The organism is Phaeobacter sp. JH20_08 (assembly GCF_048056635.1).
Taxonomy (GTDB): Bacteria; Pseudomonadota; Alphaproteobacteria; order Rhodobacterales; family Rhodobacteraceae; genus Phaeobacter; species Phaeobacter bryozoorum.
Window position 1 is genome coordinate 259766 of record NZ_JAYMVV010000018.1, and the last position, 16320, is coordinate 276085.

Sequence of the window (16320 nt, forward strand, 5' to 3'; positions counted from 1 at the left end):
CGCAGCGCGACAAGAACAAAGGCGAGATAATAATAATGGCTTCGGACAGACAGAATCTTCAGGATGCCTTCCTGAACCACGTTCGTAAAACCAAGGTTCCGGTCACCATCTTTCTGATCAACGGCGTAAAGTTGCAGGGTGTGATCACATGGTTTGACAATTTCTGTGTCCTGCTGCGTCGGGACGGGCAGTCGCAACTGGTTTACAAACACGCCATCTCGACGATCATGCCTGCCCAGCCGATCAGCCTGTATGAAGGTGAAGACGCCTCTTGATGGAGCATGACCGGACGCCCACCCGTGCCTGGGTGGTGCATCCCGATATCAAATCAGACCGCGATCGCCGCGATCCGGTGTCCGCCCTTGCTGAGGGCGTGTCATTGGCCGAGGCTCTGCCCGACATCGAGGTGATCGGATCGGCCGTCGTGCGCCTGCCAAAGGCGCATGCGGGGATGCTGTTTGGATCCGGGAAAATCGAAGAGCTGAAGGCGATGTTCCAGGCCGAAGAGGTGGAGCTGGTCCTGATCGACGGCCCGGTGTCGCCGGTTCAGCAGCGCAATCTTGAGAAGGCCTGGAAGGTCAAAATCCTTGACCGGACCGGGCTGATCCTCGAGATCTTCTCGGACCGGGCGCGCACCCGTGAGGGGGTGTTGCAGGTTGAAATGGCGGCACTCAGCTATCAGCGCACGCGACTGGTGCGGGCCTGGACCCACCTGGAGCGGCAGCGTGGCGGATTGGGATTTGTCGGCGGACCCGGCGAAACCCAGATCGAGGCCGACAGGCGCGCCATTGACGAGCAGCTCGTTCGGCTGCGCCGGCAGTTGGACAAGGTGGTGAAAACCCGGACTCTGCATCGCGCAGCACGGGCCAAGATTCCCTATCCGATTGTGGCGCTGGTGGGCTATACCAACGCCGGAAAATCGACGCTTTTCAACCGGCTGACCGGTGCCGAGGTGATGGCAAAGGACATGCTCTTTGCCACGCTGGATCCGACCATGCGCCGGGTTGAGCTGCCGGATGGGCCGGAAATCATCCTGTCGGATACGGTTGGGTTTATTTCTGATCTGCCGACCGAGCTTGTTGCTGCGTTCCGGGCAACGCTGGAAGAGGTGCTGGCCGCCGATGTGGTCGTGCATGTACGCGATATCAGCCATGATGAGACCCAGAACCAGGCGGCGGATGTCGAGAGCATTCTGACCTCGCTCGGGGTTGATGACAGCCGTGCGCGGATTGAGGTCTGGAACAAGCTTGATCTTCTGGATGAGGAAGAGGCCGAGGCCCGCCGCCAGCGCGCGGAGCGTGAAGATGGCATTCATGCCATCTCTGCGATCACCGGCGAGGGGCTGGATGGGCTGTTGGCGGATATCACCGACAAGCTGCGGCTGATCAGGCACGAGGATGATATCACCCTGACATTCGCGCAAGGAAAGCAGCGTGCCTGGTTGTTTGAACAGGATGTTGTGCAAAGCGAAACCCAGACCGATACCGGGTTTGAACTGACTGTTCTGTGGACCGAGACACAGAAGAATCGCTTCGCGGCGCTCTGATCAGATCGCGCAGTTCGTCTAGAAAATACCCCGCAACCGGACCGGTTGCGGGGTATTTTGTTTTGAAACAGATACGTTTAGCTGCGGGCGCCGGATCGCCCGCCTCATTCCGCGGGGGCCGCGGGGATCAGCCGGGTGATACCAACGGCTGCTGCCCGGGCCAAATCCTCGTCCAGTGACATCGGGATATATTCGCCGCGCCGCCAGAGCTGGGACATGTCGTCGTAGTGCCGCGACAGGAAATGGCCGGACTGGCCGGTGGCGGTGATGAAAACGGAGCTGTCAGGATCGGCAAAATCATAGACCCCCCGATAGCCGGCGGCGTGAACGTTGCTGAACGGGTGCTCGCCTTTGCCTGAGGTGAGCCCGCGTTGCAGCGTGTTGTCGCCGCCGCTGGTGGACTGACGGATGTTTACAAAAACCCGCAGCAGGGGCACGTCGCCCAGCACTTCGTGGTTCTGGGTGGCCTGATGGGCATCGCCCCAGCGCAAGGATTCCAATGCGGTCCCATAGGTTTCTTCGATCCAGATCAGCGCATCATCAAGGGCCAGGCGGGCCAATTCGGTGCAGCTCTCTGTAGGTGCGCTTTGGCGGATATCGCACCAGACCGAGGCGCCTTCGACATCGCGGAAGACCCGTTCAAGGAACAGCGGGTCGACCTGCGTGAACTCAGCAGCCAGCGGGCCGAGATCGTCAGTGATCAGGCGTTTCTGCAAAGCCCGAACCCAGGCGGCATAGATCAGCGGTTCCGGCAGATGTTCGTTCATTTCACCGTTCCACTCTGACAGCAGGGTCAGGGCGATCTGGCGCTGACGTTCGCGGGTACCCTCGGGGGCGGCCTCTCCCGTGAACCACAGATCGGCACCAATCAGCGGCAGCAGGGTGCGCGCGGTATAGGACACGGTGTCGAGCTGTGCCTCGATAAAGCTGTCACGGGTATGGACCTGGCGGTCCTGCATGAGCTTTTTCCAGCGGTTGATCCGCTGGGTATCCCCCCAGGTGTAGGACACATGGTTGGGGAAGGGGCGGTCCAGTAGCTTGTTGTTGGTATTGCCGAGAATGCCGCCGATGGGCGAGACAAATTCCGGGTTGGCGGCATAGGGTGCGCGGCCCTGCCACTGGTTCTCGGGGCGCCAGCCCTGGCTCGGCATCCGGCCCTGGCTTTGGTGCCGTGCGTCGCGCTGCGGTATGGCGCCCACGGTTTTGAGCGCGACCGTGGTCCTGCCGGCAAGGGTCAGGTTCTGCGAGGGGGCGAAATAGCCTTCGCCGATTTCGATCGCCTCTGCGACCGTATTGGCCCGCATCAGCTCGAGTGCGGCGCTCATCGAGGTGTCTTGCGCGCTAAGGCCGGTCCAGCCGAGGCTGACCACATGACCGGGCGGTGTGATCGACGCAAGATCGAACAGCGAGCGGGGCAGCACCGGGCCATTGTCGGTCCAGCGCAGGGTCAGGGTGACCGGCGTCTCATCCTTGATATTGATGATCGAAGGGCGGCTGGTGAACCGCTTGAAGCCGTCGGCGGTCTTGTATTCCTCGGGATTGTCCGGGTTCAGCTGTTCGATGAACAGATCCTGATCATCCATATAAGAGGAGGTCACCCCCCAGCCGAGCAAGTCCGAGCGGCCGGAGATCACAGCGGGAATGCCGGGAATGGTTGCGCCGATGACACCGCCGGTGCCGAGTTCCAGCCGCGCCAGATACCACAGACCGGGTGCCGTCAGCTCCAGATGCGGATCATTGGCCAGCAGCGTGCCGCCCGCCGCCGACCGGCTGGGTGCCGCAGCCCAGGCGTTGGAGGCGCCGGCCAGCCCGCGCGGCGCAATCGGCATGAAGGGCAGCGTTTGGCTGCCATCGGTGCTGGTGCTGGCATGACGGGGCAGCTGGGGAAACAGCGCGGCATATTCCGGCAGGGCCGCCACGCCATTGCCGGGGGCATCGGGCAGGATGTCCTTCAGTCGGCTGGGATCCGGCAGCGCCAGAGAGGTACGGGCGCGTAGGATTTCCTCCTGCATGTGCCCTGATAGCTTGAGGCCCATCAGTTTCATAACCGCGATACTGTCGGCGGGCTGCCAGGGCGCCATGGGCACATTGAACAGGAACATCTCAGGTGCGCCGCGCCCCAGCGCATCCTCGTTGATCTCTTGCAGCCGGGCATTGACCCCTGCGGAATAAGCGCGCAGGGCGGTCATCGTCTCAGGCGTCTGCGCGGCGACCGACTGCTGCGCCAGCCGGTAGATGTCCAGCCGCCGGATCAGCGTGTCGACCTGTACGGTGCGGCTGCCAAAGATCTCCGACAGGCGGCCCATGGCGGTGCGGCGCAGGGTGGTCATCTGCCACAGGCGATCCTGCGCATGGGCATAGCCGAGACCGAAATAGACATCTTCATCGCTGGCGCCATAGCTGCCGAAGATATGCGGCACATTGGCATTGTCACGCACGATCTCCACCGGTGCGAGGAGGCCGGGCAGGGTGATCTCCTTGTCGTAGTCGGGCAGGGATTGCGCGGCGAGGAAATAGACCAGACCAAGCCCCATCACCAGAAGTAGAATCAAAGCGGCGGCAAGGCGCAGGAGCCAGCGAAAGAGAAGTCCCATCGGTGGTGCGTTTCCTCAGGTTTTTGGCGTTATTGGCCCGGTTATGGCGCAGATTGTCGCCCTCGCAGATTGCACCGGGCGGCGCGGCTGCTAGGGTGGCGCCAACATAGGACAAGACGCATCAGGGGGAAAGCAGATGGCGAAGATTGCATTCTTGGGTTTGGGAGTGATGGGCTATCCGATGGCCGGTCATCTGGTGGCCGCCGGTCACGAGGTCACGGTGTATAATCGCACTGCGGCGAAGGCAGAGGCTTGGGCCAAGGAACATGGTGGCCGCGCCGCCGCAACGCCGCGTGCGGCCGCGGCAGGGGCTGAGTTCGTGATGGCCTGCGTTGGCAATGACGATGATCTGCGCAGCGTCTGCTTGGGCGATGACGGTGCCTTTGGCGGCATGGACGCGGGGGCGATCTTTGTCGATCACACCACCGTATCGGCGAAGGTCACGCGCGACTTATTTGGCGCTGCGGCGGATCTGGATCTGGCTTTTGTCGATGCGCCGATTTCCGGCGGACAGGCGGGGGCGGAGAATGGCGTGCTCTCGGTCATGTGCGGCGGCGATCAGGCCGCCTATGACAAGGCAGAGCCGATCATCGGCGCCTATGCGCGGATCTGCCGCCGGATCGGCGACAGCGGCGCTGGCCAGATGACCAAGATGTGCAACCAGATTGCCATCGCCGGGCTGGTTCAGGGGCTGAGCGAGGCCCTGCATTTCGCCGAGAAGGCGGGGCTGGATGGTCGGGCTGTGGTGGAAGTGATCAGCCAGGGCGCGGCAGGCAGCTGGCAGATGGTCAATCGGCATGAGACCATGCTGGACGATCACTTCGAGCATGGGTTTGCGGTCGATTGGATGCGCAAGGATCTGGGCATCTGTCTGGATGCGGCGGAGGAAACCGGTGCGAGCCTGCCGGTTACGGCGCTGGTCGATCAGTTTTACAAGGATGTCCAGAAACTGGGCGGCGGCCGCTGGGACACCTCCAGCCTGTTCAAACGCCTGAAGGCCTTTGAGTAGGTCGGTATGAAAATGGCCTTTCCTGATGGAAAGGCCATGCCTCCGGCGGGGATATTTCGGGCCAGAAGATAGGCAGCCGCGCGACAGTCGAAACCCTGTTTCATGCTGCGCGCGTTGCCAGCTTGGCTGATCCGCTCCGCCGGGGCGCGCGGGCAGGGATCAGGGGATAATGCGGGTGTATTTGGTGCCTTCCAGGGTGGCGCCAAGACGCAGCCCTGCCTGTCCGAAGACCGCTGCCAGGATAGGGCTGTTCAGCGTATTGGTATCGGCGGCCAGCGAGTCGCCTTCGTCGCGGATCACATATTCCAGATCGGCGCCTGCGGCCCAGCCGGAGGAGCGGCGGAAGTTCGACAGTGCTTCCTGGGTCATGAAGAACAGCACATGGGCGTATTGCTGTGCGCCGATCTGCAGGCCTGCATTCCCTTTTACAGTGGAATAATAATCCACCGTTACGCCGTCGATGCGCAGCGCGCCGCGACCGAAGGCACCGCCGACAAGGAAGCCTGCCTCGGTCACCAGTGGCATCACCAGCATGCCGGTTGATTTTTCGGCCAGTGCGACGGCGCCGGGGTATTGGCTGTACATCTGGCTAAGAGTCGCATCGACGCGGGCGTCGATCTTGCTGGCATTGCTGTTGCCGATGCCATTGCCGCAGGCGGCGGTGACACCGGCACCGGCGAGGGCGCCAAGCGCAAAACCGCGCCGGGTCAAACGGGAAGAATAAGAGCTGCTCATCTTGTTTGCCTGTTTTCTGGGGCCGGCGCCGCGCGGGCTGTCATTTCGGCCTGTCACTGTTCAGTTGCGGCCAGTTCTCTGGCTCTGTGGCATGGTATACGCGGAAAGCTGCCGTCTGTCATCACTGCGACCGCCGCAATCAGCGGCTTCCTGCCGTCAATTTTTGGCGATCCGCTGCCCACGCAATGCACGAAAGCGGCCACCGGTCCGATGCGGATCAGCCGTTCAGCAGCCGCGCCGCAGCCGGGGCGTAATAGCTCAGCACGCCATCGCAGCCCGCCCGTTTGAAGGCCATGAGGCTTTCCATCATGATGCGTTCGCCGTCGATCCAGCCATTCTGCGCAGCGGCCTCGATCATCGCGTATTCGCCGGAGACCTGATAGGCAAAGGTGGGCGCGCCAAAGGTGGATTTCACCCGCTGACAGATGTCGAGATAGGCCAGCCCCGGTTTGATCATCACCATATCGGCGCCTTCGCTCAGATCGCGTTCGATCATACGCAGCGCCTCATCGGTATTGCCCGGGTCCATTTGATAGGTCTTCTTGTCCCCCTTTAGCGCGCCGGAGGCGCCGACGGCATCGCGAAAGGGTCCGTAGAATGCGGAGGCGTATTTGGCCGCATAGGACAGGATGGTGACATTGCGGTGGCCCGCCGCTTCAAGCGCGCGGCGCATGGCGCCGATGCGACCATCCATCATGTCGGAGGGGCCGATGATATCGGCACCGGCATCGGCCTGGGCCACGGTCATCTTGACCAGCGCCTCGACGGTTTCGTCGTTGACGATTTCACCATCGACGACATAGCCGTCATGGCCGTTGATATTATAGGGATCCAGCGCCACATCGGTCATCACCGCTATATCCGGTGCGGCGGATTTGATGGCGCGGATGGCGCGGTTGACCAGATTGTCGGGGCTCCAGGCTTCTGCGCAATCCTCGGTCTTGAGCGCGGGGTCGGTATAGGGAAACAGACAGATCGCCGGAATACCAAGCGCCTTCGCCTCGACGGCGGCTTCGGCCACCTTGTCGATGCTGCGCCGGGTAACACCAGGCATGGAGGGGATCGGCTCTTCGATCGCCTCGCCGTCACGGACAAAAACCGGCCAGATCAGATCGTCGCTGGTCAAGGTGGTTTCACGCACCAGATTGCGCAGGGCAGAGGTGCTGCGCAGTCGGCGTGGACGGGCAGCGGGAAATGGGGCGACGGTCGGGTTCATCGGGTCCTCGCAGGTCTTTGGCGCGACCGGGGGCGGTCGCGGTGGTCTCCCTTTGGGTCGCATGGAATGACGGCGGCGACAAGTGACAGATTCGCCGCGCCATATGTCCCCATCTTATGGCGGCGCGGGGCCACCCCTTGTGCCAGGGCGCCGCGCGGGGGATATAGGGACGCAAAGACTGGACGAGAGAAGGGCCGCGCAGTGGATCTGTTTCATACCTTGACCGAGCTGATTGATCTGCGGTCCTTTTCCAACCTGTGGTACTGGATCGCGCTGGCCGTTGTCTGGTCCTCTGCCAGCCATTGGGTGATGGGGGTGCCGTTTGACATGGTGTACCGCGCCCGCAAGCAGGGTGGACAGGCAGCGCTGGATCTGGAGGCGATTGCGCGGGTCAATGTGAACCGGATGATGTATATCACCGATGTATCGGGCCACTGGGTGCTGGGCATGACCTGTTTTGTGCTCGCCATGCTGGGGATGCTGGGGTTTTACTACGGTGTTGAATTTGCCCAGGCCGTGTTCCTGCTGGCCTTTCCCATGGGGTTTGTCGGCCTAATTAACTGGAACTCCGCGCGCCGGATCCACCGCGAAGGGCTGGCGGGGGAAACCCTGATCCGGCAGCTGACCCTCAGCCGACTGTTCATTCAGCTGGTGGGGATGGTGGCGATTTTTGTCACCGCGCTCTGGGGCATGTATCAGAACCTTCAAATCGGGTTCCTCGGCTAATCGCCTGCGGGCAGACGACGAAAGAGAGACGTAGATGGCGCAACGGGCAATCACCGCGGGCGGCGCACCAGAAGGTTTTGATGCGCGGCTGATCCTGAAAGAGGCGGCCAGCAGCAATGGTCCTGTCCTGCATGTGGCGCGCGACGACAAGCGGATGGAAGCGACCCGGGCGGCGCTGGCTTTTTTTGCGCCCGACATGCCGGTGATCAGCTTTCCGGGCTGGGATTGCCTGCCGTATGACCGTGTGTCGCCCAATGCAGATATTGCCGCGGCCCGGATGGCGACGCTGGCGGCGCTTGTGCATCAGATGCCGGGGCAATTTGTGCTGCTCACCACGCTGAATGCGGCGACCCAGCGGGTGCCTGCACGACAGGTTCTGAAGGATTCCGCCTTTATCGCCGAAGTGGACCGTCGCATCGACGAGGAGGCGCTGCGCAGCTACCTCACACGGATGGGATTCACCAAGAGCCCGACGGTGATGGAGCCGGGAGATTTTGCGGTGCGGGGCGGTATCATTGATATCTATCCGCCGGGACAGAGCGGTCCGGTACGGCTGGATCTCTTTGGGGATGTGCTGGATGGGGCCCGGCGGTTTGATCCCGCCACCCAGCGGACCACCGAAAAGCTGAGCGTGGTTGAATTGGCGCCGGTTTCCGAGGTGATCCTTGATGAGGCGGCGGTGACCCGGTTTCGGCAGAACTACCGGATCGAGTTTGGTGCAGCGGGCACCGATGATCCGCTTTACGAGGCGGTTTCAGCCGGGCGGAAATACCAGGGCATCGAGCATTGGTTGCCGTTCTTTCATGAGCGGTTGGAAACGCTGTTTGACTATCTGCCGTCAGCCACGGTGACATTGGACGATCAGGTGACACCGGCTCGGTTGGCGCGTTGGGACAGCATCGCGGACCAATATGAGACGCGCAAGATCGCGATGGCGCAGAAGGGGCGGATGGATACCGTCTATAAACCGGTGCCGCCGGGGCTGCTGTATCTGGATGATGCCGCTTGGGAGGCCGCGATCGCGGATCACCGGGTGATCCAGTTCCATCCGTTGCCACAGGCCAGCGGGCCGGGGGTGATTGATGCCGGTGGGCGGATCGGACGCAATTTCTCGCCGGAGCGACAGCTGGAAAATGTGAGCTTGTTCAGTGCGCTGGCAGATCATATTAAAGCGCGTTTGCAGGTGGGTCCGGTGGTTGTTGCCTCTTATTCAGAGGGCGCCCGAGAGCGTTTGACCGGCCTGATCGAGGATGAGGGCCTGGCCGAGGTGATCGCGATCCGCGATGGCACCCGGATCGGCAAATCTGGGTTGCATCTGGCGGTCTGGGCGCTGGAGCACGGATTCGAGACCGCCGATCTGACGGTGATTTCCGAACAGGATGTGCTGGGTGACCGGCTGATCCGCGCGCCCAAGAAGCGGCGCAAGGCCGAGAATTTCCTCACTGAAACCCAATCGCTCAGCCCCGGTGATCTGGTGGTGCATGTGGACCATGGGATTGGCCGCTACAAGGGTCTGGAGGTGGTGACCGCCGCTGGCGCGGCGCATGAGTGTATTCTGCTGGAATATGCAGAACAATCAAAGCTGTACCTGCCAGTCGAAAACATTGAACTGCTGTCCAAATACGGCCACGATGAGGGGCTTCTGGATCGGCTCGGCGGCGGTGCCTGGCAGGCCAAGAAGGCCAAGCTAAAGGAACGCATCCGCGAGATGGCGGATCGGCTGATCCGTGTGGCCGCAGAACGGGCGCTGCGCAAGGCGCCGATGATGGATCCGCCGCCGCACGCCTGGGAGGAATTCTCCGCCCGTTTCCCCTATCAGGAGACCGACGACCAGCTGCGTGCCATTGCCGAGGTGATGGAGGATTTGCAGTCCGGCTCGCCGATGGATCGTCTGATCTGCGGTGACGTTGGATTTGGCAAGACCGAGATTGCGATGCGCGCGGCCTTCATTGCGGCGATGTCCGGCGTGCAGGTGGCTATTGTCGCGCCGACGACGCTGCTTGCCCGTCAACATGCGGCGGCTTTTGCCCAGAGGTTTCGCGGGTTTCCCTTGGAAGTCAGGCAGTTGTCACGCTTTGTTTCAGCAAAGGAAGCGGCGAAAACCCGCGAAGGCATGGCTCGCGGAACGGTTGATATCGTGGTTGGCACCCATGCGCTTTTGGCCAAATCGATCCGGTTTCAGAACCTTGGCCTGCTGATCATCGACGAGGAACAGCATTTCGGGGTCGCGCATAAAGAACGGATGAAACAGATGCGCAGCGACATTCACGTCCTGACGCTAACCGCGACGCCGATTCCGCGTACGCTTCAGCTGAGCCTCACCGGGGTGCGGGACCTCTCGATCATCGGCACACCGCCGGTGGACCGTCTGGCGATCCGAACCTATGTCAGCGAGTTTGACGCCGTCACCATCCGCGAGGCGCTACTGCGGGAACATTATCGTGGCGGGCAAAGCTTTTACGTGGTGCCGCGCATCACCGATCTGCCCGATGTCGAGGCCTTCCTGAAGGAGCAGCTGCCCGAGCTGAGCTACGTCATCGCCCACGGCCAGCTGGCCGCCGGGGATCTGGATGACCGGATGAATGCCTTTTACGATGGCAAGTTCGACATTCTGCTGGCGACCACAATCGTGGAGTCCGGCCTCGATATTCCGACCGCCAATACGATGGTCGTGCATCGTGCCGATATGTTTGGTCTGGCGCAGCTCTATCAGATCCGGGGCCGCGTGGGCCGGTCAAAGACGCGCGCCTATGCTTATCTCACGACCAAGCCGCGGGTGCGTCTGACACCCGGAGCCGAGAAACGCCTGCGAGTGCTGGGGTCGCTGGATACGCTGGGCGCTGGGTTCTCTCTGGCGTCACAGGATCTGGACATTCGCGGCGCTGGCAACCTCCTGGGCGAGGAACAATCCGGCCAGATGCGTGATGTGGGCTATGAGCTTTATCAGTCCATGCTGGAAGAGGCGATTGCCAAGATCAAATCTGGTGAGCTGGAAGGGTTGACCGGCAGCGATGATCAATGGGCGCCACAGATCAACCTAGGGGTGCCGGTCCTGATCCCAGAGGAGTACGTACCCGATCTGGATGTGCGTCTGGGTCTGTATCGTCGGCTTTCCGACCTTAGCACCAAGGTGGAGCTGGAAGGCTTTGCGGCGGAGCTTATCGACCGTTTCGGTCCGCTGCCGAAGGAGGTCAATACGCTGATGCTTGTGGTGCGGATCAAGGCAATGTGCAAACGCGCTGGCATTGCCAAACTGGACGGCGGGCCCAAGGGGGCAACGATCCAGTTCCACAACGATAAATTCGCATCACCCCAGGGGCTGGTGGACTTCATCCAGGCCCAGGATGGGCTGGCCAAGGTGAAAGACAACAAGATTGTCGTCCGTCGGGACTGGAAGAAAGACGGCGACAAGATCAAAGGTGCCTTTGCCATCGCGCGGGATCTGGCGGAAAAAGTGGTTGCCGAGAAGAAGAAGGCCAGGGCCAAAACCAGCTGATCGGCCTGATCTGATCGGCTTGAAGTGAGAACGTGAAAAAGCCCCTCCAACATTTTGGAGGGGCTTTGCTTTTCATTCTCTTGGGGGCGGGATTATTCGGCTGCGATCCGGTTCTCAACCCGCGCCATATGCAGCATGATGACAAAGCCTGCGGCGACCATGAGCAGGATCGACCCGGTCAGTGGCGCAATGGAGCCGTCAAACAGAAGCCCGACGGTTGCAGCCGCAGCGGCAGCAAAGACGGTGGAGACCCCCCCGACGATCGAGGCTGCCATACCTGCAATATGACCCATCGGTTCCATCGCCATTGCGTTGAGGTTGCCTAGGGTTAGCCCGGCCATGAAAAAGACGCTTGTCTGCCAGGCCACAAAGAGGCCGAACATCACATCATTCGGCAGGTTCAGCGTGCCCAGGCTCAGCATGATCGCTGACAGCAGGATCTGCCCCCCCAGCGCCCAGGTCACCATGCGCCGCATCCCAAGGCGGACCACAACGGAGGCATTGATCAGGCTGCCGGTGCCAGACATCACGGCAATGAAGCCAAACCAGAAGGGGAAGCTGGCCGCGCGGTCAAAGACCACGTCAAAGATCGGCTGCACCAATGTGATCATGCAAAACAGCATCGCCAGGCACAGACACTGGACCATCATTGACAGCCGGACGGTCGGGTGCTGGAGCATCTCGGCCACGGCGGCCAGCAGGCTTGGCAGGCGGAACGGACGGCGATTTTCCCGCGGCAAGGGTTCGGGCAGGCGCAGCCCCATCCACAGGATGATGATGATCGCAAATAGCGCAAAGGCCAGGAAGATCGCGCGCCAGCTTGTCAGCAGAATAATACCAGCCCCCAGCATCGGCGCGATGGCCGGGACCAGGGTGAAGATCAGCATGGCAATGGACATCATCCGCGCCATTTCCCGGCCGGAATAGAGATCGCGCACGATGGCCAGAGCCACGACACGCGGACCGGCAGCGCCAAGCCCCATGACCACACGGCTGAGCAGCAGCATTTCGATGGAAGAGCTGGCGTAGGCCGCCAGCGCGGCGAGAATATAAAGAGCAGCCGCAGCAAAAATGACCGTTCTCCGCCCAAAGGCATCGGAAAGCGGGCCTGTAAAGAAAGTCCCGATCCCCATGCCAAGCGCAAAGGCGGCAATGACCAGCTGCGCACGGTTGGGGTTGTCAGGGCTGAGCGTCTGACCGATTTCGGGCAGGGCTGGCAGCATGGCGTCGATGGAAAATGCAACGGTTGCGAACATCATCGCAATCAGGGCAATGAACTCAGCTTTTGACATGCTGATGTGAATATCTTTTGTCATTTGAAACCTCTGGTGACACATCAGGAGCCCCGGTAATCGGGCGCTGTCTGGGCGTCACTCTGTCCGCGCTAACATATCCACCGGGATTGGGCCAGAAGCGGGGGCGCACAGAATTATGTGCATCTTTATGCGTCGTAAGCCAGATGCGAAGCGGACCGCCAGAGGTCAGCGATCCAGTTTCTTTGTTTTTTATAGTATTTCAGTGTGTTACCGTGCGCCCCTCAGGTCGGCTCCGCATTTGGAGCGGCGTCCTGGTCCAGCTGCGCCTGAATGTCGGCGATAACCTGTTTCCACAGTTCGGGCTGTTGGGCGCCGGGAACGGCGTGCTGATTGGCCACCACAAATGTCGGGACAGATGTGATCCCCATCTTGCGCGAATGGGCATCGCGGCTGCGGATCTCCTCGGCGTCTGTGTCGCCGGACAACAGGCGCAGGGTGACGGCCCGGTCCATGCCGGCCGCTTCGGCGATATCGGCGAGGACCTCGGCGTCGCCAATATCCCGCGCTTTAACGAAATAGGCGTCAAACAAAGCATCGACCACGGCGCCCTGTTTACCTTCGATCCCGGCCCAGTGGATCAGCCGATGGGCGTCCAGCGTGTTGGGGGTGCGCTCCATGGCCTCAAAATTGATCTCCAGCCCGGCGGCGCTGGCGTGTTCAACGACCGGGGCATAGGCCCGGACCGCGCCATCCTTGCCGCCGAATTTCGCCTCAAGATAGGCGCGCCGATCCATGCCTTCGCGTGGCATGTCAGGGTTCAGCTGGAACGGATGCCACTCGATGACAAACGGATGATCGCCGACGTCGGCCAGCGCCTTGTCCAGGTGGGTCTTGCCGATATAGCACCAGGGGCAGATCGGGTCGGACAGGATATCCAGCTTAACGAGGCTCATGACGGGGTCCTTTGGTGTCGAATATAGCAATCGGGCAGGGCGCGCCGCAGCAGTTTTCCGTTGGCTCCGCTGGGCAGCGCGTCGAGGCGCAGATAGGCGCGGGGCTGTTTGTATCCTGCCAGCCGGGTCTTGGCAAAAGTCGATAGCGCCTCGGCGGTCACGTCTTTGGCACCGGTGTAGAACGCGACGATAATATGAGTGTCGGGTTTCACCTCGACCGAGGTGACGGCAACCTGTTCCAGATCGGGGTGGGCCATCAGCGCGGCCTCCACCTCCAGCGGGGAGACGCGATAGCCGCCTGCATTCATCACGTCATCGTTGCGACCGAGGTAGCGGATCTGGCCATCTCCCGTCATTTCGCCAAGGTCACCGGTCAGGAACCAGTCGCCCCTATAGCGGTCCCTGGTCGCCTCGGGCGCGTTGACATAGCCCAGCATCAGCCCGGGATCGTGGCGATCAATGGCAATGACGCCGGGGGTGTTGCGGGGGACCGGATTGCCGTCAGGATCGAGGATGGCAACCCGTCGCCCCGGCTGCGGCCACCCCAGGGTATCGCCGACCTCAGCCGCATCGCGATCACGCGCCGGATCCGAGGAGATGAAGGTGGAGCACTCCGACATGCCAAAGGCCTCATAGAGTTGCGTGCCGGTGGTCTGATGCCAGCTCCGAGCCAGTTGGCCCGATAGCTTTTCCCCGGCGCACAGACCATGGCGCAGGGCCGGAAGATCAGGCAACCCGTCAGCTTGCAGCAGCTTGCGATAGACACCGGGCGCGGCGGCAAAGAGGCTGGCGCGATGCTGACGCAACAGCTCCGGCAGCGCGGTCACTGGCGTGCCCTCCGCGGGGATCAGAGCTGTCGCGCCGATGCTCCAGGGGTCCATCAGACCGGTGCCGAGGGTGAAGGTCCAGTTGAAGGCCCCGGCATGCAGCAGCCGGTCGTCGGGGCGCAGATCATACCAGTGGCGGATCATCATCTGCCGCGCCCAGATGGCGCGATGGGCATGGGCAACCGCGCGCGGATTTCCGCCGGTCCCGGAGGTATAGACGATATAAGCGGGCCGATCAGGGTCGCCGAGGGGCATCTGAAACCTGTCTTCTGCCGGAGCGTGGCGCTGCATTGCCTCAAGTGAGTCGCGGTCAATTTCGTGGGGATGTGGCACCGACCGAACCTCGGGATCGCGCAGCACAGCGGCCGGAGACAGGTCGTCGATAATACGTGCCACCTCCGGTTCGGTCAGCTGCGATGACGTAGGGACCGGCACCAGACCCACGGCAATGGCGCCCAGATAGGCGATCGGAAAGATCGGCGTATTGCCAAGGCGCAGCAACACCCGGTCGCCGGGTTTCAAACCTTGCGCCAGCAATCCCGTACCGGTTCCACGCACAGCGGCCCGCAGGTTTCCATAGGTCCAGGACTGCACCTGGGGGCTTGGCTGCTGGCCCGGTGACGTCGACGCTTCGGCGTTTGTCTGAACCGCCAGAACCGCAAGTGCCATGGCATCCGCCGCGGCAGGTTGGGCCGACCCACGTTGATAAAGCACGTGGTCAGCCAGATTGAACGGCGCGGGGCAGGGCGCGAAGGGCCCGCTGTCAAACAGGGATTGCATGTCGATTGGCTAACTTGGCAATCCACGCGTTGCAAGATGGCGCGCCCCGGCCTATAGGAAAAAGCATGACCTCTCGTGATCCAAAATCGCTCATCACTATTGCCCGTGCGTCGGGCGAGGCTGCCGAAACCGAGCCGCTGGATCTGGGCGCCCGTGTGCGTGAGCTGCGCAAGGCGCGGGACTGGACATTGGAACATGCGGCCAATCAGGCCGGCCTGGCCCGATCGACCCTGTCAAAGATCGAAAATGGCCAGATGTCACCGACTTACGAGGCGTTGAAGAAGCTTGCCGTCGGGCTTCAGATCTCGGTTCCACAGCTGTTTACGCAGCCGCAGCGGGATCAGGTGAACGGGCGTCTGACGGTCACAAAGACCGGTCAGGGGTCTGCCCATGCGACCACCACCTACGAACATGAACTCTTGGCCGACAGCCTGACGCGCAAGCGGATGCTGCCTTATCGCGCCCGCGTTCGGGCGCGCTCGATGGACGAGTTTGATGGTTGGGTACGCCACGATGGCGAGGAATTCCTATACGTGCTGACCGGCGTCGTGCGGCTCTATACCGAGTTCTATGAACCGATCGAAATGCGGCGCGGTGACAGCGCCTATTATGATGCGGCGATGGGCCATAACGTGATTTCGCTCAGCGACGAAGACGCCAGTATCCTCTGGGTGACATCCCTGTCCTGATCATCGCAGGCGCTAGCGGGGGCCCCGCGCGCTGCCGGACCATGCTCAGCCTGATGCAATCAGGATGATTTAGGTTGCAGACGTTCGCGCGCCACCAAGGCAACCGCCATCGCCTGGCGCGTGCCTAAGCCATGCGGGATCAGAGATCAGTTCAGCTGATGCTCCAGCTCGCGGTGCAGGCTTTCCGTGTAGAGAAAATCATCCACTTCCTCACGCGCTTCGGTCAGCGTCAGATGGTGCGTTCGGGCGAGATAAGCCACAAACTTATCCTTGTCGTCGAACAGGGATGGGGCCGAGCGAGTTTGCAGATGCGGAAACCGTTGCTTGAGACGGGGCATCCTGTCGAACCAGCTGGCGCGGGCTGTTTGAACAGGCATGGGGGGGTCCCTCCGGGTCAAAATTGCGCGTGGGTATTTATGCTAGCATTTTTTGCAAAAAAAGAAAGTCCGCGTCAGACGTGCTGCGCCCCGGCACGGGGTGGACCGGCCGGGGC

General features: G+C 61.7%; 13 protein-coding genes. 6 read left to right on the top strand and 7 right to left on the bottom strand.

The window, feature by feature from the left end:
* The first annotated feature begins 35 nt into the window (after positions 1 to 35).
* Both hfq and hflX read left to right on the top strand, forming a co-directional pair.
* Positions 36 to 275 (top strand): RNA chaperone Hfq, encoded by a 240-nt coding sequence (hfq, locus tag VWY75_RS16800; protein WP_008204623.1) that lies wholly within the window; start codon positions 36 to 38, stop codon positions 273 to 275.
* The gene (gene hflX / locus VWY75_RS16805; RefSeq protein WP_416538718.1) at positions 275 to 1546 is read left to right on the top strand and encodes a GTPase HflX; all 1272 of its coding nucleotides are present in this window, start codon (positions 275 to 277) and stop codon (positions 1544 to 1546) included. Before hfq ends, hflX begins: the two co-directional genes overlap by 1 nt.
* Before the next feature lie 104 nt (positions 1547 to 1650).
* Here the strand turns inward: hflX and VWY75_RS16810 are convergent, their stop codons facing one another.
* The gene (locus VWY75_RS16810) at positions 1651 to 4140 is read right to left on the bottom strand and encodes a penicillin acylase family protein (protein ID WP_416538719.1); all 2490 of its coding nucleotides are present in this window, start codon (positions 4138 to 4140) and stop codon (positions 1651 to 1653) included.
* A gap of 136 nt (positions 4141 to 4276) precedes the next feature.
* Here VWY75_RS16810 and VWY75_RS16815 point away from each other — a divergent pair, with 136 nt between their 5' ends.
* A complete protein-coding gene (locus VWY75_RS16815) occupies positions 4277 to 5149 on the top strand; it encodes an NAD(P)-dependent oxidoreductase (RefSeq protein ID WP_416538720.1) in 873 nt (290 codons plus the stop codon).
* 159 nt (positions 5150 to 5308) lie between these two features.
* Here the strand turns inward: VWY75_RS16815 and VWY75_RS16820 are convergent, their stop codons facing one another.
* Together VWY75_RS16820 and hemB are read right to left on the bottom strand one after the other, a co-directional pair.
* A complete protein-coding gene (locus VWY75_RS16820; protein WP_340545501.1) occupies positions 5309 to 5884 on the bottom strand; it encodes a YSC84-related protein in 576 nt (191 codons plus the stop codon).
* Between the two features lie 217 nt (positions 5885 to 6101).
* Entirely contained in the window at positions 6102 to 7100 is a 999-nt protein-coding gene (hemB, locus tag VWY75_RS16825) for a porphobilinogen synthase (RefSeq protein ID WP_416538721.1), read from the bottom strand.
* Positions 7101 to 7301: 201 nt separating this feature from the next.
* Between hemB and VWY75_RS16830 the strand changes: the two genes are divergently transcribed.
* Positions 7302 to 7826, top strand: coding sequence for a component of SufBCD complex (locus VWY75_RS16830; protein ID WP_340545503.1), 525 nt, complete (start codon positions 7302 to 7304; stop codon positions 7824 to 7826).
* Between the two features lie 34 nt (positions 7827 to 7860).
* The gene (gene mfd / locus VWY75_RS16835; RefSeq protein WP_416538722.1) at positions 7861 to 11322 is read left to right on the top strand and encodes a transcription-repair coupling factor; all 3462 of its coding nucleotides are present in this window, start codon (positions 7861 to 7863) and stop codon (positions 11320 to 11322) included.
* Between the two features lie 92 nt (positions 11323 to 11414).
* Here mfd and VWY75_RS16840 read toward each other — a convergent pair whose 3' ends face one another.
* The 3 genes from VWY75_RS16840 to VWY75_RS16850 form a co-directional block, all read right to left on the bottom strand.
* Positions 11415 to 12638, bottom strand: a complete 1224-nt coding sequence (locus tag VWY75_RS16840; protein WP_416535973.1) for an MFS transporter — start codon at positions 12636 to 12638, stop codon at positions 11415 to 11417.
* A 221-nt stretch (positions 12639 to 12859) separates the two neighbouring features.
* Positions 12860 to 13531, bottom strand: a complete 672-nt coding sequence (locus VWY75_RS16845) for a DsbA family oxidoreductase (protein ID WP_416538723.1) — start codon at positions 13529 to 13531, stop codon at positions 12860 to 12862.
* Positions 13528 to 15138 carry a class I adenylate-forming enzyme family protein gene (locus tag VWY75_RS16850; RefSeq protein ID WP_416538724.1) on the bottom strand — a complete coding sequence of 537 codons (1611 nt, stop codon included), beginning with the start codon at positions 15136 to 15138 and terminating at the stop codon, positions 13528 to 13530. Before VWY75_RS16850 ends, VWY75_RS16845 begins: the two co-directional genes overlap by 4 nt.
* Positions 15139 to 15203: 65 nt before the next feature.
* Here VWY75_RS16850 and VWY75_RS16855 point away from each other — a divergent pair, with 65 nt between their 5' ends.
* A complete protein-coding gene (locus tag VWY75_RS16855; RefSeq protein WP_340545508.1) occupies positions 15204 to 15827 on the top strand; it encodes a helix-turn-helix domain-containing protein in 624 nt (207 codons plus the stop codon).
* A 146-nt stretch (positions 15828 to 15973) separates the two neighbouring features.
* Here VWY75_RS16855 and VWY75_RS16860 read toward each other — a convergent pair whose 3' ends face one another.
* Positions 15974 to 16204, bottom strand: coding sequence for a hypothetical protein (locus VWY75_RS16860; protein WP_014874610.1), 231 nt, complete (start codon positions 16202 to 16204; stop codon positions 15974 to 15976).
* Positions 16205 to 16320: the final 116 nt, after the last annotated feature.

Excerpts from the sequence above, each read along its gene's own strand:
- hfq (WP_008204623.1), top strand. The coding sequence starts at position 36 with ATGGCTTCGGACAGACAGAATCTTCAGGATGCCTTCCTGAACCACGTT.
- hflX (WP_416538718.1), top strand. The coding sequence starts at position 275 with ATGGAGCATGACCGGACGCCCACCCGTGCCTGGGTGGTGCATCCCGAT.
- VWY75_RS16810 (WP_416538719.1), bottom strand. The coding sequence starts at position 4,140 with ATGGGACTTCTCTTTCGCTGGCTCCTGCGCCTTGCCGCCGCTTTGATT.
- VWY75_RS16815 (WP_416538720.1), top strand. The coding sequence starts at position 4,277 with ATGGCGAAGATTGCATTCTTGGGTTTGGGAGTGATGGGCTATCCGATG.
- VWY75_RS16820 (WP_340545501.1), bottom strand. The coding sequence starts at position 5,884 with ATGAGCAGCTCTTATTCTTCCCGTTTGACCCGGCGCGGTTTTGCGCTT.
- hemB (WP_416538721.1), bottom strand. The coding sequence starts at position 7,100 with ATGAACCCGACCGTCGCCCCATTTCCCGCTGCCCGTCCACGCCGACTG.
- mfd (WP_416538722.1), top strand. The coding sequence starts at position 7,861 with ATGGCGCAACGGGCAATCACCGCGGGCGGCGCACCAGAAGGTTTTGAT.
- VWY75_RS16840 (WP_416535973.1), bottom strand. The coding sequence starts at position 12,638 with ATGACAAAAGATATTCACATCAGCATGTCAAAAGCTGAGTTCATTGCC.
- VWY75_RS16845 (WP_416538723.1), bottom strand. The coding sequence starts at position 13,531 with ATGAGCCTCGTTAAGCTGGATATCCTGTCCGACCCGATCTGCCCCTGG.
- VWY75_RS16850 (WP_416538724.1), bottom strand. The coding sequence starts at position 15,138 with ATGCAATCCCTGTTTGACAGCGGGCCCTTCGCGCCCTGCCCCGCGCCG.
- VWY75_RS16855 (WP_340545508.1), top strand. The coding sequence starts at position 15,204 with ATGACCTCTCGTGATCCAAAATCGCTCATCACTATTGCCCGTGCGTCG.
- VWY75_RS16860 (WP_014874610.1), bottom strand. The coding sequence starts at position 16,204 with ATGCCTGTTCAAACAGCCCGCGCCAGCTGGTTCGACAGGATGCCCCGT.